General features: G+C 52.3%; 19 protein-coding genes. 13 read left to right on the forward strand and 6 right to left on the reverse strand.

Annotated features, from left to right (window positions below):
* Positions 1–200: 200 nt before the first annotated feature.
* The 5 genes from purM to ppx all read left to right on the forward strand — a co-directional run bounded on the left by purM (position 201) and on the right by ppx (position 6,787).
* Positions 201–1,238 carry a phosphoribosylformylglycinamidine cyclo-ligase gene (gene purM, locus J1781_RS06365; protein ID WP_129955597.1) on the forward strand — a complete coding sequence of 346 codons (1,038 nt, stop codon included), beginning with the start codon at positions 201–203 and terminating at the stop codon, positions 1,236–1,238.
* Between the two features lie 36 nt (positions 1,239–1,274).
* Positions 1,275–1,913 carry a phosphoribosylglycinamide formyltransferase gene (purN, locus tag J1781_RS06370; RefSeq protein ID WP_217233345.1) on the forward strand — a complete coding sequence of 213 codons (639 nt, stop codon included), beginning with the start codon at positions 1,275–1,277 and terminating at the stop codon, positions 1,911–1,913.
* Positions 1,914–2,133: 220 nt separating this feature from the next.
* On the forward strand, positions 2,134–2,709 hold the full coding sequence (gene speG / locus J1781_RS06375) for a spermidine N1-acetyltransferase (protein ID WP_129955599.1): 576 nt from the start codon (positions 2,134–2,136) through the stop codon (positions 2,707–2,709).
* Between the two features lie 441 nt (positions 2,710–3,150).
* The gene (gene ppk1 / locus J1781_RS06380) at positions 3,151–5,220 is read left to right on the forward strand and encodes a polyphosphate kinase 1 (protein ID WP_129955600.1); all 2,070 of its coding nucleotides are present in this window, start codon (positions 3,151–3,153) and stop codon (positions 5,218–5,220) included.
* Between the two features lie 22 nt (positions 5,221–5,242).
* Positions 5,243–6,787, forward strand: a complete 1,545-nt coding sequence (gene ppx, locus J1781_RS06385; protein WP_129955626.1) for an exopolyphosphatase — start codon at positions 5,243–5,245, stop codon at positions 6,785–6,787.
* Between the two features lie 74 nt (positions 6,788–6,861).
* On the opposite strand, the gene J1781_RS06390 is transcribed toward ppx, so the two are convergent.
* Positions 6,862–9,066 carry a sensor domain-containing phosphodiesterase gene (locus J1781_RS06390; protein ID WP_238483374.1) on the reverse strand — a complete coding sequence of 735 codons (2,205 nt, stop codon included), beginning with the start codon at positions 9,064–9,066 and terminating at the stop codon, positions 6,862–6,864.
* Positions 9,067–9,607: 541 nt separating this feature from the next.
* Between J1781_RS06390 and J1781_RS06395 the strand changes: the two genes are divergently transcribed.
* From J1781_RS06395 to J1781_RS06405, 3 genes are all read left to right on the forward strand, one after another.
* Positions 9,608–9,826 (forward strand): YfgG family protein, encoded by a 219-nt coding sequence (locus tag J1781_RS06395; RefSeq protein ID WP_217220976.1) that lies wholly within the window; start codon positions 9,608–9,610, stop codon positions 9,824–9,826.
* A 9-nt stretch (positions 9,827–9,835) separates the two neighbouring features.
* Positions 9,836–11,275 carry a magnesium transporter gene (gene mgtE / locus J1781_RS06400; protein ID WP_217220977.1) on the forward strand — a complete coding sequence of 480 codons (1,440 nt, stop codon included), beginning with the start codon at positions 9,836–9,838 and terminating at the stop codon, positions 11,273–11,275.
* A 202-nt stretch (positions 11,276–11,477) separates the two neighbouring features.
* Positions 11,478–13,754, forward strand: coding sequence for a diguanylate cyclase (locus J1781_RS06405; protein WP_129955604.1), 2,277 nt, complete (start codon positions 11,478–11,480; stop codon positions 13,752–13,754).
* Between the two features lie 13 nt (positions 13,755–13,767).
* Here the strand turns inward: J1781_RS06405 and alkA are convergent, their stop codons facing one another.
* Together alkA and cysS are read right to left on the reverse strand one after the other, a co-directional pair.
* Positions 13,768–14,631: a DNA-3-methyladenine glycosylase 2 gene (gene alkA / locus J1781_RS06410; protein ID WP_238483480.1), complete on the reverse strand. Its 864-nt coding sequence runs from the start codon at positions 14,629–14,631 to the stop codon at positions 13,768–13,770.
* Between the two features lie 121 nt (positions 14,632–14,752).
* On the reverse strand, positions 14,753–16,144 hold the full coding sequence (gene cysS, locus J1781_RS06415) for a cysteine--tRNA ligase (RefSeq protein ID WP_217233346.1): 1,392 nt from the start codon (positions 16,142–16,144) through the stop codon (positions 14,753–14,755).
* A 227-nt stretch (positions 16,145–16,371) separates the two neighbouring features.
* Here cysS and ppiB point away from each other — a divergent pair, with 227 nt between their 5' ends.
* Both ppiB and lpxH read left to right on the forward strand, forming a co-directional pair.
* Complete coding sequence (gene ppiB, locus J1781_RS06420; protein WP_129955607.1) at positions 16,372–16,866, forward strand: peptidylprolyl isomerase B; 495 nt, start codon at positions 16,372–16,374, stop codon at positions 16,864–16,866.
* An 11-nt stretch (positions 16,867–16,877) separates the two neighbouring features.
* Positions 16,878–17,600 (forward strand): UDP-2,3-diacylglucosamine diphosphatase, encoded by a 723-nt coding sequence (gene lpxH / locus J1781_RS06425; protein ID WP_217233347.1) that lies wholly within the window; start codon positions 16,878–16,880, stop codon positions 17,598–17,600.
* A 111-nt stretch (positions 17,601–17,711) separates the two neighbouring features.
* On the opposite strand, the gene miaE is transcribed toward lpxH, so the two are convergent.
* Positions 17,712–18,344: a MiaE family protein gene (gene miaE, locus J1781_RS06430; RefSeq protein WP_129992288.1), complete on the reverse strand. Its 633-nt coding sequence runs from the start codon at positions 18,342–18,344 to the stop codon at positions 17,712–17,714.
* A 180-nt stretch (positions 18,345–18,524) separates the two neighbouring features.
* On the opposite strand from miaE, the gene purE reads away from it, so the two are divergent.
* Positions 18,525–19,034 (forward strand): 5-(carboxyamino)imidazole ribonucleotide mutase, encoded by a 510-nt coding sequence (purE, locus tag J1781_RS06435; RefSeq protein ID WP_129955610.1) that lies wholly within the window; start codon positions 18,525–18,527, stop codon positions 19,032–19,034.
* A complete protein-coding gene (gene purK / locus J1781_RS06440) occupies positions 19,031–20,095 on the forward strand; it encodes a 5-(carboxyamino)imidazole ribonucleotide synthase (RefSeq protein WP_217220979.1) in 1,065 nt (354 codons plus the stop codon). The genes purE and purK overlap by 4 nt, the downstream gene beginning before the upstream one ends.
* Positions 20,096–20,216: 121 nt before the next feature.
* On the opposite strand, the gene ybbP is transcribed toward purK, so the two are convergent.
* Together ybbP and ybbA are read right to left on the reverse strand one after the other, a co-directional pair.
* Entirely contained in the window at positions 20,217–22,649 is a 2,433-nt protein-coding gene (gene ybbP / locus J1781_RS06445; RefSeq protein WP_217233348.1) for a putative ABC transporter permease subunit YbbP, read from the reverse strand.
* Complete coding sequence (gene ybbA / locus J1781_RS06450; protein ID WP_129955613.1) at positions 22,646–23,332, reverse strand: putative ABC transporter ATP-binding protein YbbA; 687 nt, start codon at positions 23,330–23,332, stop codon at positions 22,646–22,648. Before ybbA ends, ybbP begins: the two co-directional genes overlap by 4 nt.
* On the opposite strand from ybbA, the gene tesA reads away from it, so the two are divergent.
* Positions 23,303–23,932 carry a multifunctional acyl-CoA thioesterase I/protease I/lysophospholipase L1 gene (gene tesA / locus J1781_RS06455; protein ID WP_129955627.1) on the forward strand — a complete coding sequence of 210 codons (630 nt, stop codon included), beginning with the start codon at positions 23,303–23,305 and terminating at the stop codon, positions 23,930–23,932. The two genes, ybbA and tesA, sit on opposite strands and share 30 nt — an antisense overlap.
* The last annotated feature ends 27 nt before the right edge of the window (positions 23,933–23,959 follow it).

Genomic DNA, 23,959 nt, shown 5'->3' on the forward strand with positions numbered 1-23,959 from the left:
AAAAAATCGCGAGATTATAACGCCATTTTTTTTGAACGCCATACCAAATAGCCTGATCTGGATCATCACTAACCCGGTTAGAGTATAGACAGCCTAAAATCCCTCATCGAATAAGGCGCTCGCAAACGTTTGCTTGCACTGTTAGAATTGCCCCGCTTTATTCTTCAACCACCAACCCAAACCGCCGTGGGGACTTCGCAGTGACCGACAAAACCTCTCTCAGCTATAAAGACGCAGGCGTAGATATCGATGCCGGTAACGCATTGGTAGACCGCATTAAAGGTGTAGTAAAACAGACTCGCCGCCCTGAAGTCATGGGTGGACTGGGCGGTTTTGGTGCCCTCTGCGCGCTGCCGCAAAAATATCGTGAACCCGTGCTGGTATCGGGTACCGACGGCGTTGGCACCAAGCTGCGTCTGGCGATGGATTTGAAACGCCACGATACTATCGGTATCGACCTGGTCGCGATGTGCGTCAACGATTTGATCGTTCAGGGCGCCGAACCCCTGTTCTTCCTCGATTATTACGCTACCGGCAAACTGGACGTCGATACGGCTGCCAGCGTGATCACGGGTATCGCAGAAGGCTGTAAACAGTCTGGCTGTGCGTTAGTTGGCGGTGAAACCGCTGAAATGCCGGGCATGTATCACGGCGAAGATTACGACGTGGCAGGCTTCTGCGTGGGCGTGGTGGAAAAATCAGAAATCATCGACGGCAGCAAAGTGGCTGACGGGGATGTGCTGATTGGTCTGGCCGCCAGTGGCCCGCATTCTAACGGTTATTCTCTGGTGCGCAAAATTCTGGAAGTCAGCAAGACCGACCCGGAAACCACCGATCTGGCAGGCAAACCGCTGGCTGATCATTTGCTCGCACCGACCAAAATTTACGTGAAATCGATCCTGAACCTGATCGAAAACGTGGATGTTCACGGCATCGTCCATCTGACCGGTGGCGGCTTCTGGGAAAATATCCCCCGCGTATTGCCGGACAACACGCAGGTGATTATCGATGAATCAAGCTGGCAGTGGCCGGATGTCTTTACCTGGTTGCAAACCGCCGGTAACGTCAGCCGTCATGAAATGTACCGCACCTTTAACTGTGGTGTCGGCATGCTGGTGGCACTTCCTGCAGAACTGGCCGATCAGGCGATTGCATTACTGAACGATAACGGCGAAAAAGCGTGGAAAATTGGCTACATTAAAGCCTCTGATGCCGCTGAACGCGTGATTATTGAATAAAACCAGTAAAACAACTGACTGATGACGGGTAGGAAAATGAAAAGGATTGTGGTTCTGGTATCGGGCGAGGGAAGCAATTTACAGGCCCTGATCGATGCCTGCCAGCAGGGACGAATCAATGCAACGCTTTGTGCGGTCTTCAGCAATAAAGCAGCGGCATACGGGCTTGAAAGAGCCCGTTCAGCCAATATTCCCGCGCATGCGCTGGATGTTAAAGCCTATGAAGACCGTACGGCGTTTGACGTTGCGCTTGCCGATGCTATCCAAAGTTACCAGCCTGATCTGGTGGTACTTGCCGGTTATATGCGTATTCTGACCGCTGAATTCGTCCGGCGCTTTGCCGGTCGCATGATCAACATTCACCCTTCCCTGCTGCCAAAATATCCGGGTCTGCATACACACCGTCAGGCCATTGAAAATCAGGATGCGGAACACGGTACGTCCGTGCATTTCGTGACTGAAGAACTCGACGGGGGTCCGGTAATTTTACAGGCTAAGGTACCGGTGTTTACTGAGGATACCGAAGAAGATCTGATCGCCCGCGTGCAAACGCAGGAACACAGCATTTATCCGCTGGTGGTCAGTTGGTTTGTTGAGGGACGTTTGTCGCTGCAAAACGGCCAGGCACTGCTGGATAACCATCCACTTTCTGAACGTGGATACGCGGAAGATTAATCTGTCATTGCATCACGATTTCACTATAAACCGGCCACGTGCCGGTTTTTTATTTTCCGTTATTTGACATTTGTTTACATTTCGCCCGATATAATGCCCGTCCCGGTGCACGTTTAAACGTCGTTTGTGCGCCGACCTTCATCTGAACCACGGTTGTTTCAGATTTTATATTTACGAAGGTTACCCTCATAAAACGGCTTGTATAGTTGAGGAACACCCCATGTTTAGCCATAACAGCGTCAGATTACGTCCACTGGAAAAGGACGACCTGTCGTTTGTTCATCGTCTTGATAATAACGCCAGCATCATGCGTTACTGGTTTGAAGAACCTTACGAGGCCTTCGTCGAACTGACCGATTTGTATAACAAGCATATCCATGACCAAAGCGAGCGCCGCTTTATTATCGAATTCGAAAGCGGACCGGTCGGCCTGGTCGAATTGGTGGAAATTAATCATATTCACCGCCGCGCGGAGTTTCAGATCATTATTGACCCGCAGCATCAGGGCAAAGGCTTTGCCGGTGATGCCGTCCGTCTGGCGATGGATTATGCCTTCTCCGTGTTGAACCTCTACAAACTGTATTTAATTGTGGATAAAGAAAACAAAAAGGCGATCCATATTTACAGCAAATTAGGGTTCGAGCTTGAAGGGGAACTGAAACAGGAATTTTTTGTGAACGGCGAATATCGCAGCGCCATCCGCATGTGTATTTTCCAGCCTCAGTTCCTGGCGAAATACAAAACCAAGCCTGCTCAGGTCAAACCTGAATCTCTGGTGGGTGCCAGCGCGATTTAATTTAGCGCGGTAAATATTATTCAATATTTATACCCAAAATAATTCGGTTCGCAGGAAGGCGGCAAGTGGGTGAATCCCGCATCACTGATTTAAGTCAGTGGTGCGGGTCAGCAAACGGAGCCAACGCACCTGCGATCTGAAGTATGAAGCGTATCGGTCAGGGTAGACGAACTCCTTCACATGTAAGGCTTTGTCCTCCTTTTTCTCGCAATAATTCCCCTGCTATAAACTCTTCTGAAATCATCCTTTGTTATGTTGGACTTTCCTGTCAATCTTTCGCAATATTGATAGTAGACACTAGGCCCCTCTCACAGATGGCTTCCTGCTGCGCTGGCCGCTTAAAAAGCGGGCAACACGAAGAATATGTTGAGCTATATTGCGGTGTTTTCAGGCAAATTTGCCTGTATGGGCCAGGTTGCAAGCTAAATGAACGGAGTGAAAATGGGTCAGGAAAAGCTTTATATCGAGAAAGAACTAAGCTGGCTGTCCTTCAATGAGCGCGTGTTGCAAGAAGCGGCTGACAAAAGCAATCCCCTGATCGAACGGATGCGTTTTTTAGGGATCTATTCCAATAACCTGGATGAATTTTATAAAGTTCGTTTCGCCGATTTAAAAAGACGGATCCTCATCAGCGAAGAACAAGGTTTTCTGGGCGCGTCCCGCCATTTACTGAAAAAAATCCAGGCCAAGGTGCTGCGCATTGATCAGGAGTTCGACAGCCTTTACAACGACTTGCTTCTGGAAATGGCGCGTAATCAGATTTTCCTTATTAACGAACGTCAGGTTTCCGAAAACCAGCAAGCCTGGCTGCGCCAGTATTTCAAACATCATCTGCGCCAGTACATCACACCGATTCTGATTAATCACGACACCAACCTGGTGCAATTCCTTAAAGACGATTACACCTATCTGGCGGTTGAAATTATCCGCGGCGAAGAGATCCACTACGCGCTGCTCGAAATTCCGTCCGATAAAGTGCCGCGTTTCGTTAACTTGCCACCGGAAGCACCGCGCCGCCGTAAGCCAATGATTCTGCTGGATAACATTCTGCGTTATTGTCTGGATGATATTTTTAAAGGCTTCTTCGATTACGATGCGCTGAATGCGTACTCAATGAAAATGACCCGCGATGCTGAATATGATCTGGTCACGGAAATGGAATCGAGCCTGCTGGAGCTGATGTCATCGAGTCTGAAACAGCGTCTGACCGCCGAACCGGTACGTTTCGTTTACCAGCGCGATATGCCGGATGAAATGGTGGAGCTGCTGCGCGGTAAACTCGGTATCTCCAATTATGATTCGGTAATCGCCGGTGGCCGTTACCACAATTTCAAAGATTTCATTGGCTTCCCGAATGTTGGCAAAGCCAATCTGGTGAACCGTCCGCTCCCCCGTCTGCGCCATTTGTGGTTCGACAAATTCCGCAACGGCTTTGCGGCGATCCGTGAACAAGACGTACTGCTGTATTATCCGTACCACACATTTGAGCATGTACTGGAACTGTTGCGTCAGGCATCTTTCGATCCGAACGTGCTGTCGATAAAAATCAATATCTACCGCGTGGCGAAAGATTCCCGCATCATCGAATCGATGATTCACGCTGCCCACAACGGTAAGAAAGTCACGGTGGTCGTCGAACTGCAGGCGCGCTTTGATGAAGAAGCGAATATTCACTGGGCGAAACGCCTGACGGAAGCCGGTGTGCACGTTATTTTCTCTGCGCCGGGTCTGAAAATTCACGCAAAACTCTTTCTTATTTCCCGCCGGGAAGGCGATGAAATTGTCCGCTATGCTCATATCGGGACCGGTAATTTTAACGAGAAAACAGCGCGGCTTTATACCGACTATTCACTGCTCACCGCCGATGCGAGGATCACCAACGAAGTCCGACGTGTCTTCAACTTTATTGAAAACCCGTACCGCCCGGTGTCGTTCGAGCATCTGATGGTGTCACCGCAAAACTCACGCGACATGCTTTACCGTTTGATTGACCGTGAAATTGCCAACGTGCAGGCAGGAGGTACCGGCGGCATTACTTTAAAAATCAACAACCTGGTGGATAAAGGGCTGATTGACCGTCTCTACGTGGCGTCAAACGTCGGGGTGAAAATCCGTCTGCTGATCCGCGGCATGTGCTCACTGGTACCGAATTTGCCTGGTTTTAGTGAAAATATTCAGGTCACCAGTATCATTGACCGTTATCTGGAACACGATCGCGTGTATGTCTTTGAAAACGGCGGCGAGACGAAAGTCTTCCTGTCTTCTGCCGACTGGATGACACGTAATATTGATTACCGTATTGAAGTGGCCGTTGCCCTGCTCGATCCGCGTCTGAAACAGCGCGTTCTGGATATCCTTGAACTGCTGTTTAGTGACACAGTAAAAGCCAGAGTGATTGATAAAGAACTGAGCAACCGGTATGTTCCACGCGGAAATCGCCGCAAAGTTCGTGCGCAACTGGCGATTTATGAATATCTCAAAGAGCTGGAACAACAAAGTCAGCAAGCCTGAACCCCTGGAGCGTTATACCATTATGCCCCTTAAAAGCAGCCCACTGAATGCTAAACCACAGGAAATTGCGGCCATCGATCTCGGGTCGAACAGTTTCCATATGGTCATTGCCCGCGTCGTCAACGGCGCGCTACAGGTCCTCGGACGCCTGAAACAACGCGTTCATCTGGCCGATGGCCTCGACGCTAAAAATGTGCTCAGTGAAGAAGCCATTCAACGCGGGCTGGATTGCCTGGCTTTATTCGCCGAACGCCTGCAGGGGTTTGCGGAAAATAACGTCACTATCGTCGGCACGCATACGCTGCGTCAGGCAGTGAATGCCGAGGAGTTTCTCAAGCGCGCCAAAGAAGTCATCCCCTACCCGATTGAAATTATTTCCGGGCAGGAGGAGGCACGACTTATTTTTATGGGTGTTGAACATACCCAGCCTGAAAAAGGCCGCAAGCTGGTAGTCGATATCGGTGGCGGTTCAACAGAACTGGTCATCGGAGAGGATTTCGAGCCATTGCTGGCCGAAAGCCGCCGTATGGGCTGCGTCAGTTTTGCGCAGATGTTTTTCCCCAATGGCGAAATCAGTCGCAGTAATTTCAAACGTGCGCAGCTTGCCGCCGCGCAAAAGCTGGAAACTCTGGCGTGGCAATACAGGCTGCAAGGCTGGCAGTATGCTTTGGGTGCATCCGGCAGTATTAAAGCAGCACATGAAGTCCTGGTCGCCATGGGCGAGAAAGACGGCTTAATTACCCCTGAACGGCTGGAAATGCTGACCGAAGCAGTACTGAACTTCAAGCATTTCAGCGCACTGGATTTACCGGGTTTATCGGAAGACAGGCAATCGGTTTTTGTACCGGGTCTGGCCATTCTGCGCGGCGTGTTTGATGCGCTGGCGGTCAAAGAGCTGCGTCTTTCGGACGGTGCGCTGCGTGAAGGAGTGCTGTATGAAATGGAAGGCCGCTTCCGTCATCAGGATATCCGTACCCGTACCGCGAAAAGCCTGGCTGAGCATTATAACATTGACCGGGAACAGGCTCGCCGCGTGCTGGATACGACCGAGCAATTGTATGCACAATGGCTGGCGCAAAATACCAAGCTGGTGCAGCCGCAGCTGGAATCACTGTTGAAATTCAGCGCCATGTTGCATGAGGTCGGTCTGAGTATTAACCACACCGGCATGCACCGTCATTCCTCGTATATTTTGCAAAATACTAACTTGCCGGGGTTCAACCAGGAACAGCAAACGCTGCTGGCCACACTGGTACGTTTCCACCGCAAAGCCATCAAGCTAGAAGAACTGCCGCGCCTGAATTTGTTCAAGAAGAAGCACTACATTCCGCTGATTCAGCTTCTGCGCTTAGGCGCATTGCTCAATAACCAGCGTCAGTCGACGACAACGCCTGAATCCCTGCGGTTATCCACCGATGATAATCACTGGACGCTGCGTTTCCCGGCCGGATATCTGGCGCAGAATAACCTGGTTCAGCTGGATTTCGAAAAAGAGCAAAGTTACTGGGATGACGTCACAGGCTGGAAACTGATGCTTGAGGAAGAAGACGGCATTGCGGAAAACTAACCGTTTCGCTGCAATAAAAAAGCCCTCTGGCATCTGATGCGCAGAGGGCTTTTTTCTCCGGCTGCCGTTCAGTTTCAGGCGCCCGGGAGTTCAAGTAGTGTCTTTAACGGCTCCGGTTTACCCACCAGATAACCTTGCATGTAATCCACACCCAGCGCATGCAGCGCGGTTTTCTGGTCTTCAGTTTCTACATACTCCGCCACAATCGATAAATGCTTCATGCGCGCCACCTGACAGATCGACTGCACAATGTAGGCATCCAGCGAATCAGTGAGCATATTGCGCACGAAGCTGCCGTCAATTTTCAGAATATCAGCCTGGATAGCCTTCAGACGACCATAACTGGCATAGCCGGTACCGAAGTCATCAATCGCAATGCGGCAACCATAAGAACGTAATTCCCGCATCGCCAGGTCAGCATATTTCATATTCTGTAGCAGATGAGATTCAGTCACCTCCAGCACAATCTGGAACGGTTCCACCTCATATTCCAGCATGAGTGCTTTAAAATCGCGGGTAAATGTCGGCCGGCACAACGTCGAAGGTGTGAAATTCACCGCAAAACGCAGGCTTGGCAGACGGACACGGTTTTGATTGATAAACATCAGCGTATGTTTCAGCACCCACATATCCAGCTGATACGACAAACCAAATTCATGCACCACCGGCAGGAACTTATCCGGTGTGATCAGCGTTTCATGCGCACCATCTGACATGCGCAGCAGAATTTCATGATAACTGTCGCCGCGTACCCCGAAGATCGGTTGCGCCATCAGCACAAAACGATCGTCATCCAGTGCCCGCTGGATTTTGTGCAGCATCTCGACCTTCTCTCTGATCTCCAGTTGTACCTGAGTGTGATCGTTTTTATTCGATTCCGGCTGTCCGGTGGTCAGGGAAACTTCGGCAATCCCGCTCAGTTCGCCCAGTAAAACCGGCAGATGTTCCACCGGCGAATACACCGTACAGTAAGATAAACCAATGTTGGGATGCAGCGGTAAACCGTTCCAGATGAGACGGAAATCTTCCAGATAGTCATGCAAATTCTGCAGTTTTTTATCCGCATCTTCGCAGTTAAGCCGCAAGACCAGATCATAACCCGGCAAATGATAAACCTGCTCCCCCTTCTGCAGATAAGGCTTCAGCCCGAGCGCCAGTTGTTGTTTGAACTGAATACGTAACTGCATGCCGTAATTACGGCTTAACACATCCATATCGGAGACGCGGATAAAACAGAGCATGGAACGCGGATAGCGCGCCAGATCACGGTTGAAGGCACGCAGGTTAGGCAGGCCAAACACCGGGTCCTGCAAGGCGGCGGCACTGGATCTTTTCATCAGCAAACGCTGCCGTGAGGCGATAGCCGCCATCAGTAACAACGTGATGGTATAAACCAGCATCAGGGCGGAGACGAACACCAGATTATGAATAAAGCCGTTCCCGGAAATAAACCCCTGATAGTAGTGAAATAAAACCGTCAGGGTGAGGGTCCAGACAATACTGATAAAGTAATAACCGTAGCGCCATGCCCCAAACAGCAATACCGGGAACAGTAGCGTCAGCGTGTAATCGCTGAGTAAAATCTTCATGAACGGTTCACTCATCCCCGGCAGGCACAGCAGCGTGACCATAAACACCAGAACCGTAAACCACAGCACAATTTCAGCAAATCTCACGCCCGCTGATTGCTCTTTTCGCAGCCTCATGCATATCATACGTAAATAATGCGGCTTACGGATAATGCGTAACACCAGATAAATCACATGAGAGTTAAGCAGAATGCCGAGGATCAATGCCTGTAAATTGACCAGCGTCCTGAGCGTAACAAAATCCCGTGTCGCCATGCCGAGATAACCGGGCAGTAACCCGCTTTCAATCACAACCTGCAGCACAATGACGAAAAATAACGTCAGGAAAATCACCAACCAGCCTACGCGGGCCTTCGCCAGATTCATCAGCCCGAGCGGTGCGGACCAGCGGCTGCCCGCCTGCCAGCGATAACCCAGCCAGGCCAGGGACAGCGCGGTGAAGTAAATTACCGTCATCAGCATGCCCATCTCGACCCCAACCCGCAGGTAATAACGCAGGAAAAGCGTCAGGACGATGCCAGGTAATGCAGCCCAGTCAAACACCATCAGCAACGCGACACAGGTCGCCATCGGCATATAAATAAGATAAGTGCGGCCATCCGGCAGGGAGATCATCGGAGAAAGCCACGAGGTCACCGGGATCAGCACCAGCGCACAAATTACGGGGAGTCCCCACCATTTATGGCGCATGTTGTGCCTGGAAAAAATTTTATGCATCAAGTCCATCTAAGTTTTGTGCATGAATTTCATGCCGCAATGAAGGGTTCAAAGTATAACTGACGTCAGACTGGCAGTCCGATGACGGTGGCTACGGGTCGCGTCCTCAATTATCGTTGTAAAAACGTCATCTCACAGAAAAAGCGCAGAAGAAAAAAGAATACAGCGGAGGTCGGGACATCACTTTTAAAATATGACTGGATTCTAATGTGCCCCATCTTAAATCCCTTGATGCATATCAATAAACACAATCTTTATGATTTGGCTGAAATTCATCTCAAACAAATTCATCGCGTGATTAACAAAATAAAATGTATAGATTATTTAATGAGATCATTCCCATGAATAAGGAAAAGGATGCGTTTTTGTCAGTTGTATAAAAGATAATACCGCACGTTTTGTTCTTAATCCGATTATCTGGCCGCCTGTTTAGATGTGCTATATATTGTAAACGTTATCATTTGCATGTCTTCATTCCTTCACCGTAGCAACGATTTACTTAAGCGATTAAATTATGTCTCGAAAAACCAACATCAGAATAACGAAAATCGTTTTAGCGATAAGCTTCATTATTTTGTTCGGACGTCTGGTCTACTCCGCTATCGGCGCGTATTCACATCATCAGGATCAAAAACAAACCCTGACCGATACGCAAACTGTGGGGCCACAGGAACCGGCTCCTGAAAAAACCTGTACCGGAACGTTGAAAACCTGCCGTTATTCAAAGGACTAAGGATCTCAAATGCCTGGTGAAAAACCGAAAAATTACGGCCAGAAGCTGGCTGAAAGCCGCAGCAGGATCCTCGATCTCCTTCTGAACACCGATGACCTCGCCGACAGTATTCTGGGCGAGGAACCGGACGTCGATGACGACACGCGTGCACAACTGATGGACAACACCGCCGAGCTGACCTCGCGGGTAAAAAATCTTCATGCCGCTGACGTGGCGGACGTACTGGAAGCCTTGCCGATACGGGAGCGTCTGGCGCTTTGGCGGCTGGTAGAACCTGCTGCGCGCGGCAAAGCACTGGTGGAAGTCTCAGAAACGGTCTGGGACAGCCTGATCGAAGAAATGAGCGATAAAGATTTGCTCAAAACCATGTCACTGCTGGATGTCGATGATCAGGTTTATCTGGCGGAGTATCTGCCCCGCGACCTGATTGGCCGCGTACTGACTTCGCTGGATCCGCGCCAGCGCGACAAAGTCCGTGAAGTCATGAAATTCAGTAAAGAATGCGTTGGCCGCATTATGGATTTCGAGTTACTGACCGTTCGTCCGGATGTCTCACTGGGCACCGTTCAGCGCTTTCTCCGATCACGCAAATCAATTCCCCAGGCAACCGACAAAGTCTTTATCACTGACCGGAAAAATACGCTGATCGGCGAATTGCCGCTGACTACCATTTTACTGAACCCGCCGCATACGCTGGTTTCTGATGTGATGATCACCGAACTCACGAGCTTTGAACCGGAGGATAAAGCGGAGGATGCAGCCAGTGCGTTCGAGCGCTACGATCTGATCACCGCTGCCGTCGTGGATAAAAAAGGAAAACTGATGGGGCGCCTGACGGTGGAAGAAATTGTTGATTTCGTCAATAACGACACCGACAGCAACTTACGCCGTATGGGGGGGTTAAGTCCTGAAGAAGATGTTTTCTCGCCGGTGACCAAAGCTGTACGTAATCGCTGGGCATGGCTGGCCATCAATCTGTGTACGGCGTTTGTGGCTTCCCGCGTGATTGGCCTGTTTGAACACACGATTTCACAGCTCGTTGCACTGGCCGCGCTGATGCCCATTGTTGCCGGTATCGGCGGGAATACCGGTAATCAGACCATCACTATGATTGTGCGCGGGCTGGCGTTGCACCACGTACAGCTCGGCAATCTGAAATTCCTGATGTTCAGGGAACTGGGCGTGGCGCTGATCAACGGCCTTGTGTGGGGCGGATTAATGGGGGTCGTCACCTGGCTGCTCTACGGTGACTGGCAAATGGGTGCCGTGATGACGTTGGCGATGGTACTGAATTTGCTGCTGGCCGCACTGATGGGCGTCGTGATCCCGCTGACCATGGTGCGTCTTGGCCGGGACCCGGCAGTCGGTTCGAGTGTCATGATTACCGCGCTGACAGACACCGGCGGATTTTTCATTTTCCTCGGCCTCGCCACCATTTTCCTGCTCTGATGAATCAATTCCGGCTTTCTGGCCGGAAAATTCGTTATCTATTACAGCGTAATGTAGAATTTACATTAATAATTAGCGCTGATTCTCCGATATTCATTCCTCCTGTCGCAGCCCGACTTGCGACAGGTGCAGAGTAACAGGAATAAATAAGTGTCACTGCGACTGCCTGCAACTCTCCGTCAGCCAGAAAAAGGTTTTCATTGTGGAAAAGAGCAAACCGCTTTCACGCAGGATTTATCGGGCAAACTGGACATCCTGCTTACTTTTGGGCATTTCAATTTGCCTGCTGGCGCTGACTTGCCTGAGTATTATTCAGAAGTCATCCAGCCTCGCCGGGATGTGGCTACCGACGGCATTGCTGATCCCTGTTTTATTCCATAACCGTTATCGCGCCTGGATCCCGCTGCTGGGGTCCGCTGCGCTTGGGATCGCGGCATCACATACCATCCTCGGCACCCCTTTTTTCCATTACCTGCCTTATCTGATCAACAATCTTATTGAAGGGGCACTTTGCGCCGCGTTGTTGCGCAGAATGCTGCCAGCCCAGGATCCGCTTTCCGGGCTGGGTTCCTGGATGAAATTTCTCTTCGTCGCGGTAATTTTCTGCCCGCTGGTCGGCGCGTTAATTATGCTGTTGTTTATTCTGCCTGCTCATACCCCGGCGGAATTACAAAGCCGCTTTGTGACCTGGTTTATGTCAGAAGCGGTGGCGATCCTCGCTCTCACACCACTGGGGCTAATCTACCAGCGCGGCTATCTGTCTAAACTGCTCACTTCACGACGTCTGTTCGGGCTACTTCTGACGTTAATCCTGACCCTGGCCGCCGGTTATCTTGCGCTGAAATGGCTGCCTTACACTTTCGCATTTATCACCATTCCCCTGCTGTGGTGCGCCATTCGTTTACCCCGGATTGAAGCGTTCATTATTTTCCTGGCAGTGACCCTGATGATTGCGTTACTGCATACCAGCGGCATTATTTCTGTTCAGCCGCGACTGTCGATTCAGGTCCCCCAGGGGTTAATTTTTCTGCCGCTGTTACTGATTCTGATGCCTGCGAATGCCATGGCGATGGCGATGCATGCGCTGCGCGCTGAAAAATCTCACATCACGCAGAGTGAAAATCGCTTCAGAAATGCCATGGAATATTCAGCGATTGGTATGACGCTGGTATCTCCGGAAGGCAAACTGTTGCAGGTAAACAAAGCGTTATGTCAGTTGCTGGGTTATGAGGCGGAGTATCTGACGACCCTGACGTTCCAGGAAATTACCTATCATGACGATTTGGGCAAAGACCTGATGCTACTGCAGCAACTGCTTAACGATGAAATCCAGAGCTACACTCTGGAGAAGCGCTATATGCGCCGCAGCGGGGAAATTATCTGGACACTGCTCGCCGTATCGCTGGTGCGTGATGAACACCATAATCCGCTGTATTTCATTTCTCAGATTGAAGATATCAACGAACTTAAACACACCGAAGTGACCAATAAGCGCCTTTCGGAAGCGCTGCATGAAGAAAAAGAACTGCTGCATATCACGCTCAATTCTATCAATGAAGCCGTGATCTCAACTGACCGTAACATGAATATTACTTTCATGAATCCGGTGGCCGAGAAAATGACCGGCTGGACAGAACAGCAGGCACAGGGACAACCGGTGAGCCGCATTGTGCTTATCAGCAAAGGGGCGGGAGGGCCGCTTATCGATAACCTTTTGCAGTTTGATATCAATGAAAACCTGCACTCTTCGGTTGAGCGTTCCTTGGTTCTGCACGGACAGCATACTGCTTTGTTTGACGTTCAGCTGGCCGTGTCGCCGCTGCGTACATTGAAAGACGAACCGATTGGCATTGTGCTGGTACTACAGGATGTCAGTAAATCCCGCGAACTGATGCGCAAACTTAGCTACAGCGCCTCTCACGATTTACTCACCGGGTTATCGAATCGTGGCAGCTTCGAATCGAGCCTGAAAAAAGCGCTCAATGTGACGGCAACACAACGTCAGTCTCATGTGCTGGCGTTTATCGATCTGGATCATTTTAAGGCGATTAACGACACGGCAGGGCATGCCGCCGGGGATGAACTGCTGCGTCAGTTAAGCACCCTGATGCAGGAGAATATCCGCAACAGTGACCGGCTGGCGCGGCTGGGTGGCGATGAATTTGCGCTGATTTTATTTGATTGTCCCCAGGAACAGGGGTTGATAACGCTTCAGCATCTGGTGGATAAAATCAATAATTTTTACTTTATTTGGGAAGGAAATGGCTACCGGATCGGAGCCAGCGCAGGGATGACGCAAATAAACGATGCAAACGTAACCGGCAGCGAATACATGGCACAGGCGGATATGGCCTGCTATATCGCCAAACACAACGGACGCGGGCGGGTTTATAAATATGAACCGGAGCAAAAAAACGCCATCGCGTACACCAGCGGCGAAACACCGCCTGAAAATCCTCAGTCTGGTGCACAAGGGTAACATTGGAACCCGACTAGGGCGTATCCGGCTGCCAGTCGTGATTGAACCATAAATGTAGCGTGGCATAAGTACGCCAGGGTTTCCAGATTTCGGCATAGCGGGCAATTTTCGCCGGCGTCATTCCCGGAAAGCGTTGCTTAATCAGATAATCGCCCCCGAGAAAAACATCAGGCGCAGACCAGGCGCGCATGGCGATATAACTGGCGGTCCAGTTGCCAATCCCCGGCATTGCCAGCAGTTGTTTTATTCCGTCCTGCACATCGGTGATGTCATCCAGCGGCAAACGACCCTCCTCCACCGCCTGTGCAAGATTAATCAGACATGCCGCACGCTTGCCCTGCACACCGATGCCCCGTAAATCATCCACCGTTAACTGCCCGATCGTAGCCGCAGATGGAAACAAATGGGTCAGTGCCACAAACGGCGTACACACAGAGTCTCCCCATTTTTCGGTCAGCCGCGTCGCCAGTGTCGCCGCCATTTTCACGCTCACCAGTTGTCCGAGAATGGCGCGAACCGTCAGCTCAAAACGATTGATACAGCCCGGCAGACGTAATCCCACGGCGTTTTCCGCCAGCGTCCCCAGACCGCCGGCGATCAGCATCGGCTGCGCGTCCAGATCCAGCAAACGCCGCACCTGTGCCGCCACTTTTTCCGTGACCGGCGAGAGCGACGCCGACACTTCCAGCTCAACGCCATGTTGCTCAGGCAACGGACGCAGCCGCAACCAGCCTGTCAGCCGTTCACCATTGTGCATCACTGCCAGCGTGCGCTGATAATATTCGCCGTCCTGCTGTTCGACGCCCTGCAACGCACGTACGCCGAGAAAAGTCGTCATCCATTGCCAGTCATACGGAGGCTGATACGTCAGAAGCATTCGGGTCACAGGGTAATCCTTATAAAAAAGCCTCCAAAAAGGAGGCTGTTGAGATCACGCCTCTCCAAAATAACTGGAGTTGCAGCAAGGCACACTGCTGCAGCTTCAGGTATGAAGGAGATTACTTGCGGCGCCAGGTGGTTCCGGCAGCGCCATCTTCTAACACGATACCCATTTCATTGAGACGATCACGCGCTTTGTCCGCCATGCCCCAGTCTTTGCTGGCACGGGCATCGTTACGTTGTTTGATCAACGCTTCGATTTCAGCCACTTCGTCGTCATTATCCGCCTGTGCGCCGGACTTGAGGAACTGCTCCGGATCCTGTTCCAGCAGGCCAAGTACACCCGCCAGCTGGCGCAGTTCGGCGGCCAGTCCGTTTGCCGCAGACAGGTCTTCCGCTTTTAGGCGGTTGATGTCACGCGCCATATCGAACAGCACAGAATAAGCTTCCGGCGTATTGAAATCGTCGTCCATAGCCGCACGGAAACGCGCAACGAAAGCCTCACCACCGGCTGGCATTGCAGCAGCATCGGTCCCGCGCAGCGCGGTGTAAAGACGCTCCATTGAGGTACGCGCCAGTTTCAGATTCTCTTCGCTGTAATTCAGCTGGCTGCGGTAATGACCCGACATCAGGAAATAGCGCACACTTTCAGCATCGTAATATTTCAGCACGTCGCGCACCGTAAAGAAGTTATCCAGCGATTTGGACATTTTTTCACGATCAATCATCACCATACCGGAGTGCATCCAGGTATTCACATACGGACCGTCATGCGCGCAGCTTGACTGTGCAATTTCGTTTTCATGGTGCGGGAACATCAGATCAGAACCGCCGCCGTGAATGTCGAAATGCGCGCCGAGCTGTTTGCAGTTCATGGCAGAACATTCGATATGCCAGCCCGGGCGACCTTCGCCCCACGGTGATGTCCAGCTCGGCTCGCCCGGCTTAGACATTTTCCACAACACAAAATCCATCGGATTGCGTTTCACGTTAGCTTCAACTTCAACGCGTGCGCCAGCCTGTAACTGATCCAGATCCTGACGGGACAATACGCCGTAATCCGGATCACTTTCCACCCAGAACATCACGTCGCCGTTCGACGCGACATAAGCATGGTCGCGGTCAATCAGCTTCTGCACGATATCGATGATCTCATCAATGTGCCGCGTCGCACGCGGTTCCGCGTCCGGTGGCAAAATGTTCAGTGAGGCAAAATCAGCGTGCATTTCCGCGATCATACGATCGGTTAGCGACATGAAATTTTCGCCATTTTCAGCGGCACGTTTAATGATTTTGTCGTCGATATCGGTAATGTTGCGCACATATTTCAGGTCATAACCGAGGTAGCGCAGATAACGTGATACCACGTCGAAAGACACAAAGGTGCGACCATGGCCGATATGACACAGGTCGTAAACAGTGATCCCACACACGTACATACCGACTTTACCGGCATGAATTGGCTTGAATTCCTCTTTTTGGCGACTCAGGGTATTAAAAATCTTCAGCATCAGGCTATTCCGTGTGTTGGGCGTAGAAAATGACGTTGACGCGTTTAAGCGACACTAACGCGTATAATATAACGAAAATGATTTCACCGAAACGCCATAAGGCCACCGGACGGGCTTTAGTCATCACAAAGCCACTGCTGACGGCAACTTTTGAGTTATGGTATAAGAAAAGGCTATAGTAGCCGCTCTTACTAAGAGCACACATCAACATTAGCAGGATGATAAATATGGTCACTTTCCACACTAACCACGGCGACATCGTCATTAATACTTTCGCTGACAAAGCGCCAGCCACCGTTGAAAACTTCCTGAACTATTGCCGTAAAGGCTTCTACGACAACACTATTTTCCACCGTGTGATTAACGGTTTCATGATCCAGGGCGGCGGTTTTGAGCCAGGCATGAACCAGAAAAACACCGATGCGCCTATCAATAATGAAGCAGACAATGGTCTGAAAAATACCAAAGGCACGCTGGCAATGGCGCGTACCAACGATCCGCACTCCGCCACGGCCCAGTTCTTCATCAACGTCACTGACAACGATTTCCTGAACCACAGCGGCAAAAATGCGCAAGGTTGGGGTTACTGCGTATTCGCAGAAGTGGTCGAAGGCATGGATGTGGTTGACGCGATCAAAGCCGTCAAAACCGGCCGCAGCGGCATGCACCAGGACGTTCCAAAAGAAGATGTTGTGATCAAAAGCGTCACAGTCAGCGAATAATCAACGTCGGGATGACCACGTTTTTTATTGCTGATATCCATCTTTGCGCACAGGAACCGGCAATCACTGCCGGTTTTCTGCGTTTTCTGCGCGAAGATGCGCCGCAGGCTGATGCCCTGTACATTCTCGGTGACCTGTTTGAAGCCTGGATAGGCGACGATGATCCGCAGCCGCTTCATGCCGAGATCGCCGCAGCACTCCATCAGTTACACCAGCAAGGCGTACCCTGCTTTTTCATTCATGGTAACCGCGATTTTCTGCTCGGCAGACGCTTCGCACGCGACAGCCTGATGACATTGCTGCCGGAAAAAAAAGTGCTTGAGCTGTATGGCCGCCGCGTCCTGATCCTGCACGGTGATACCCTGTGTACCGATGATGTCGCGTATCAAAATTTCCGCAAAAAAGTCCACAACCCGCTGATCCAAAAACTTTTCCTGATGCTGCCGCTGAAATGGCGGCTGGCGATTGCCGCCAGAATGCGCGCCAACAGCAAAGCCTCAAATCAGGGTAAGTCACTGGATATTATGGATGTGAACCCGCAGGCAGTGATCAGCGAAATGCAGACGTCAGGCGTAGAATGGATGATTCACGGCCATACCCATCGTCCGGCGATCCACGAGGTGGCGTTGCAGAATAAAACCGGCCACCGGGTGGTACTCGGTGCCTGGCACGAAGAAGGCTCGATGGTCAAGGTGACTGCCGACAACGTGGAACTGATCAGCTTCCCGTTTTGAGTCACCCTCCCATTACCCTGAATAATGTTGAGTTGCCGAAGGCAACAAGTTTGTGAATCCCCGGGAGCTTAGCTGGCTCAGTGACCAGGGCGAATGAACGCAGTCAACATATCAGCAGCCTGAAGTATGAAGGGTAACAGGTACGCCGCTGTGGAAGCGGAATTGCTCATCCGGCGTGAGGATCAGTTCCGCTTCAATTCTGCCAAACTCCTCTACCCGTTCACGGATATCCGTTCCGGCATACTGTTCTGCCAGCGCCAGGTAATCGGCAAAATGCCGTGATTCAGAACGCAGCAGTGAGGTATAAAAGCGCGATAAGGTTTCATCGAGATGTGGCGCAATTTTGGCAAAGCGCTCGCAGGAACGCGCTTCGATGTACGCTCCGATAATCAGCCGGTCAACCAGAATATTCAGATCATCATGATGACGGGTATGTTTGATCATCCCGCTGGCATAGCGCGACGGTGAAAGCTGGGTATAAGTAATATTGCGTTTTTGCATGATTTCCACCACCTGCTCAAAGTGGTGAAGCTCTTCCCGTGCCAGACGGGCCGCGCAAAACAGCAGTTCAGTGCGCTCAAGATATTTGGTCATCAGGCTCATCGCCGTTGCCGCTGCTTTCTTTTCACAGTTGGCGTGATCAATCAGCATCACCGTCTGATTTTCCAACGCCACATCGACCCAGATAGCAGGGGTTTCACAGTGAAGAAAATCATAAATCGGTGCCAGTAAAGCCTGCGTCATAAATCAGTTTCCAGTCAGATTTGTCATTAACAGCGTGAGGGGGATTATACAAATCTGCCGCCAACTTCTCATCAAAAATGCGCGGTTTTCCGGCGACGCAACCGTTTTCCTCCCTCACGGAGCATGCTATCATTTGCGCCCTCGCAGTTTCTATTTCCGAATCACAGGAGCTTTACAGACATGTCATCCAACGTTACCCCGGCAAAAATCGCCATCGTTATGGGGTCAAAAAGTGACTGGGCGACCATGCAGTTCGCCGCCGACGTCCTCACAACGCTGAATATTCCTTTCCATGTCGATATCGTCTCCGCGCACCGTACGCCGGACAAGTTATTTACTTTCGCTGAGCAGGCTTCCGCTAACGGATTTGATGTGATCATCGCGGGTGCCGGTGGCGCAGCGCATTTACCGGGCATGCTGGCGGCGAAGACGCTGGTACCGGTGTTGGGTGTTCCGGTGCAAAGTGCGGCACTCAGTGGCATCGACAGCTTATATTCCATCGTGCAGATGCCGCGTGGCATTCCGGTCGGTACGCTGGCGATTGGTAAAGCGGGTGCGGCTAACGCGGCGCTACTGGCGGCACAGATTCTGGCGCTGCATGATGCTGAAATCGCCAAAAATCTGGCGACATGGCGCACCACACAAACGGACGAAGTGCTGAATAATCCCGATCCGCGGGAGGAAGCATGAAACCGGTTTGCGTACTCGGAAACGGTCAGTTAGGCAGAATGCTGCGTCAGGCCGGTGAACCGCTGGGCATCGCCGTATATCCCGTCGGCCTGGATGCCGAGCCGGAAGCCGTACCGTATCAGCAAAGCGTCATCACTGCTGAAATCGAGCGCTGGCCGGAAACTGCCCTGACCCGTGAACTGGCGACGCATAATGCGTTCGTCAACCGCGATATTTTCCCGCGTCTGGCCGACCGCCTGACGCAAAAACAGTTACTGGATCAACTCGGCCTGGCAACCGCACCATGGCAATTGCTGGCCGATGTTGCCCAATGGCCGCAGGTTTTCTCACAGCTGGGTGAACTGGCGATTGTGAAACGTCGTGTTGGCGGTTACGACGGCCGGGGTCAGTGGCGTCTGCGTTCAGGCGAAGAAAATACGCTGCCGCAGGATTGCTACGGCGAATGCATCGTTGAGCAGGGCATCAATTTCTCCGGTGAAGTCTCGCTGGTGGGTGCGCGCGGACACGACGGCAAAACGGTCTTTTATCCGCTGACCCACAACCTGCATCAGGACGGTATTTTGCGCACCAGCGTTGCGCTGCCACAGCCGGATGCTAATCTGCAACGGCAGGCAGAAGGCATGCTGTCGGCCATCATGAACGAACTGAAATATGTCGGCGTGATGGCGATGGAATGTTTCGTGGTCAGCGAAGGGTTGCTGATCAACGAGCTGGCGCCGCGTGTGCATAACAGCGGACACTGGACGCAAAACGGCGCGTCCTACAGTCAGTTTGAAATGCATCTGCGCGCCATTCTCGATCTGCCGCTGCCGAAACCGGTAGTGAGTTCGCCGTCGGTGATGGTGAATCTGATTGGCACCGATGTATCAGAAAAATGGCTGAGTCTGCCGCTGGTCAATCTACACTGGTATGAGAAAGACGTGCGTCCGGGTCGTAAAGTCGGACACCTGAATCTCAACGACGCCAGCGCCAGCCTGCTGAAAGACACTCTCAACGCACTGATTCCGATGCTGCCGCCAGAATACGCCAGCGGCATTGAATGGGCAGTTGATAAGCTTTGATTTGATCGACACCCTCCCCTGCGAAGGTGGGGGAGAAAAGCGCGATCGGCTCCCTCCCCTGCGATGAACTTCCCCCCTAAACCTGGACACCAGATTAGCGCAGGGGGGAGGCGTTTAGAAACTACGAGTCGTATTGCCTGAACAACGCCCGCCCCCGCAGCAATCTGACACCCAGCCAGCCACCGCAAACTGACAACAGCACCGCCCCGACGACCGGAACCGAAATCCACATCAGATAATTCGGCTCCCACGGGAAATCAAACACTTTGCGTTGCAGCAGCCATAACGCGGCTTCCGCACCGATTGCGGCGGCGATCCCGGCCACCAGCCCGAGCACGGCAAATTCACACCACAGTGTCCGGTGGAGCATTTTTTTGCTGGCACCCAGCGTACGGTAAACAATCAGTTCCTGACGGCGCTGATGCATGCCGACCTGAATCTGCGCCAGCAACAGCAATCCGCCACACAGCATCACCAGGATCACCATCACTTCCAGCGCCTTGCTGACCTGCTGTAATACCTGCCCGACCTGACGCAGAATCGCGCCGATATCCAGCAAACTCAGCGTCGGGAACTGGCGGTTAAGCTGCGTGATAGTGCTGATATCGCCATGATAGCGGAAGCTGGTCAGCCAGCTTTGCGGTTGTGCATCCAGCGCACCAGGCGGGAAGATAAAGTAGAAATTCGGCTTCAGGCTGTCCCAGTCTACTTTCCGCAGGCTGGTAATTCTGGCACTGAATTCCTGCGTATCGCCGCTGAACGTCACGGTATCACCGAGTTTAAGCCCCAGCCTTCCCGCCAGCCCTTCGTCAATTGACACTTCACCGGCTTTCGGCGGCCCGTTGCCTGCCACCAGCGGATTGTGATCCGGCAAGCCCTGCATCCAGGTCAGATTCAGTTCACGGTTCACCGCTTCCCCGCCCGCATCGTCCGGTCTGATGATATCCGTGGCCACTTTATCGTTAATCTTTGTCAGGCGAACCCGCACAATCGGATAGAAGGTTTCCGGCTCAGCGTTATGCTGATGCAGGAAATCCGTTACCTGTGGGATCTGCTCTTTGGTGATATTAAGCAGGAAGTAATTCGGACTGTCCGGCGGCAGTTGTTGTTCCCAGCGGTCCAGCAAATCACCACGCATCACCAGCAGTAACGCCAGCAACATAAACGACATTGAGAACGCCGCCAGCTGACTGAGTGTTACCCACGGCTGGCGCAGCAGGCGGTTAACCGCCAGACGCAGCGGTAACTGACGGAGCGTCAGCTTGCGTAACAGCATCAGTGCTCCCCAGCCAGTCACACCGAGCAGTAACGAAAGCACCAGCACGCCTGCCAGCAACGACCAGAGCAGTGAACTTCCGCCCATCAGTGCCGCCAGCAGACCGATCACCACCAATACCATTACCGGCAGGAAATAACGCAGCGGCCAGACATTCGCTACCACGTCATGGCGTAGCACACGCAGCGGCTGTGTGGCCAGCAATTGACGATAGGGACGGATGCCGATCAGCAGAGAAATCACCACCATCGCACCCATCGACCACACCCACGGCCAGCCACCGGCAGGCGGCAAGGTGGCGGGCAGAACCGGTGCCAGCACCTTCATAAGCACGGCTTCAAACACCCGACCGAACACGCTACCGCACAACCCTGCCAGTACCAGTACTGCCAGCCACTGACCAATAATCAGTTTGCGCAGCGCTTTTTTCCCGGCACCCAGTGTTTTCAGCACCGCAACCAGATCGTAACGGCTGCGGCAATAATGCCCCATTGAAACGGCAATGGCGGCAATCGACAGCATCAGCGTCAGCAACGCGGACAGCGTGAGGAATTGCTGTGAACGCTGTAAGGATTTGCCCAGCGCGCCATCGGAATCTTCCATGCCGCTCCAGCGCTGATCCGGCTTGAGCAGGCCTTTTATCGCCTCACCATAACTCTGAATGGCCTGCGGTGAACCGGCAAACATATAGCGATACGTCAGCCTGCTGCCCGGCTGAACAGCACCGGTTTTTTTCACGTCTTCCAGATTCATGATCACCCGGGGTGCAGTCTGGAAGGGGTTAAAGCCTGAATCCGGCTCCTGTAGGATCACACCGGCAATTTTCAGCGTGGTATCACCCACATCCAGATTGTCACCGATTTTCACGTTCAGCAGCGCCAGTAATCGCGGCGCAACCAGTACCGTTCCCGGCTCAGGTTTCAGCCCTGCCGGTTCGGTTTGTAACGCCCCATACAGCGGATACGCCAGATCAGTCGCTTTAACCGCTGCCAGTTGCGGCGTTTCACCGGCAAAAGTCATGGTCATGAAAGAGAGCTGACGGCTGACTTTTAATCCCTGCGCCTGGGCATCTTGCAGCCAGGCTTCGGTGATCGGACGGGCAGAACTCAGCACGCGATCCCCGGCAATAAACTCACGGCTCTGCTGACTCAGCCCTTTGTCCATGCGGTCGCTGATGCTGCCGAGGGCCAGCACACAGGCTACCGCCAGCGCCAGCGCCAGCCAGACAATCAGCAGTGAGGGCGAACGCCATTCCCGCCAGAACCAGCGCCAGATCATGCTTCCTCCCACAATTTCCCGTCACGCAGACGTAACCGGCGCTGACAACGCGCCGCCAGCTGTTCGTCGTGCGTGACCAGAATCAGCGTCGTCGCCGCATCACGGTTCAGTGAGAACAGCAGATCGACAATGCGTTCGCCGGTTACGCGATCCAGATTACCGGTCGGCTCATCGGCAAAGAGCAATTTCGGCTTGCCGATAAAGGCCCGCGCCAGCGCTACACGTTGCTGCTCACCGCCGGAAAGTTGTGCCGGAAGATGATGAAGACGTTCGCCCAGCCCCAGGCTTTCCAGTAACTGCATCGCCTGCTGACGGCTGCGGCTGTCGCTTTCGCCACGTAACAACGCAGGAAGTTGAACATTTTCCAGCGCGTTGAGTGTCGGCACCAGCATGAAGGACTGAAACACAAAACCGACATTTTTAGCCCGCAGTGCTGCGCGCCCTTCTTCGTTCAGCTCGCTAAGGGATTTACCCAGCAATTTCACGTCACCGCGGGTGCCATCATCCAGCCCGGCAAGAATGCCAAGCAAGGTGGATTTACCGGAGCCGGATTCGCCAATCAGGGCAATTGTCTGGGCAGGTTTGACAACCAGCTCCACACCGGACAGGATGGTGAGCTGACCTTCACCCTGACCGACGTGCTTACTTAGATGATGAACTTCAAGAACATTTTCCGCTGGCATCTCCCCTTCCTTATGTTGTTAGGATTATTGAGTTTTCGCGCCGTTGCTGCTGATAACTTGCTGATTATTGGCGACAGTCTGAGTGCTGTCTATCGCCTTCCGGTAGCCGAATCGTGGCCGACATTACTGAATAACAACTGGCAAAAAGAAGGCGGTAAACCCACCATTATCAATGCCAGTATCAGCGGTGATACCGCTGAACAAGGGCTGGCACGCCTGCCGTCCTTGCTGCAACAACATCATCCCCGCTGGGTGCTGATTGAACTGGGCGCCAACGACGGGTTACGGGGCTTCCCGCCACAGGCCATCTCCCGGACGCTGACCCAGGTGATTAAACAGGTTAAACAGGCCAATGCCCAACCGCTGCTGATGCAAATCCGCCTCCCGCCAAATTATGGCCGCCGCTACGGCGATGCGTTCTACGCCATTTATCCGGCACTGGCAAAGCAGGAGAACATCCCGCTGGTGCCGTTCTTTATGGAACAGGTCGCCGTGAAACCTGAGTGGATGCAGGACGACGGCTTACATCCGGCCCTGGCAGCACAGTCGTTTATTGCCGGATGGATGTCAGAAAAACTCACGCCGCTGCTGGTACATTAGGGTTAAAATACGACGAATAAAATAATA

This window comes from Rahnella perminowiae (genome assembly GCF_019049695.1).
GTDB lineage: Bacteria > Pseudomonadota > Gammaproteobacteria > Enterobacterales > Enterobacteriaceae > Rahnella > Rahnella perminowiae.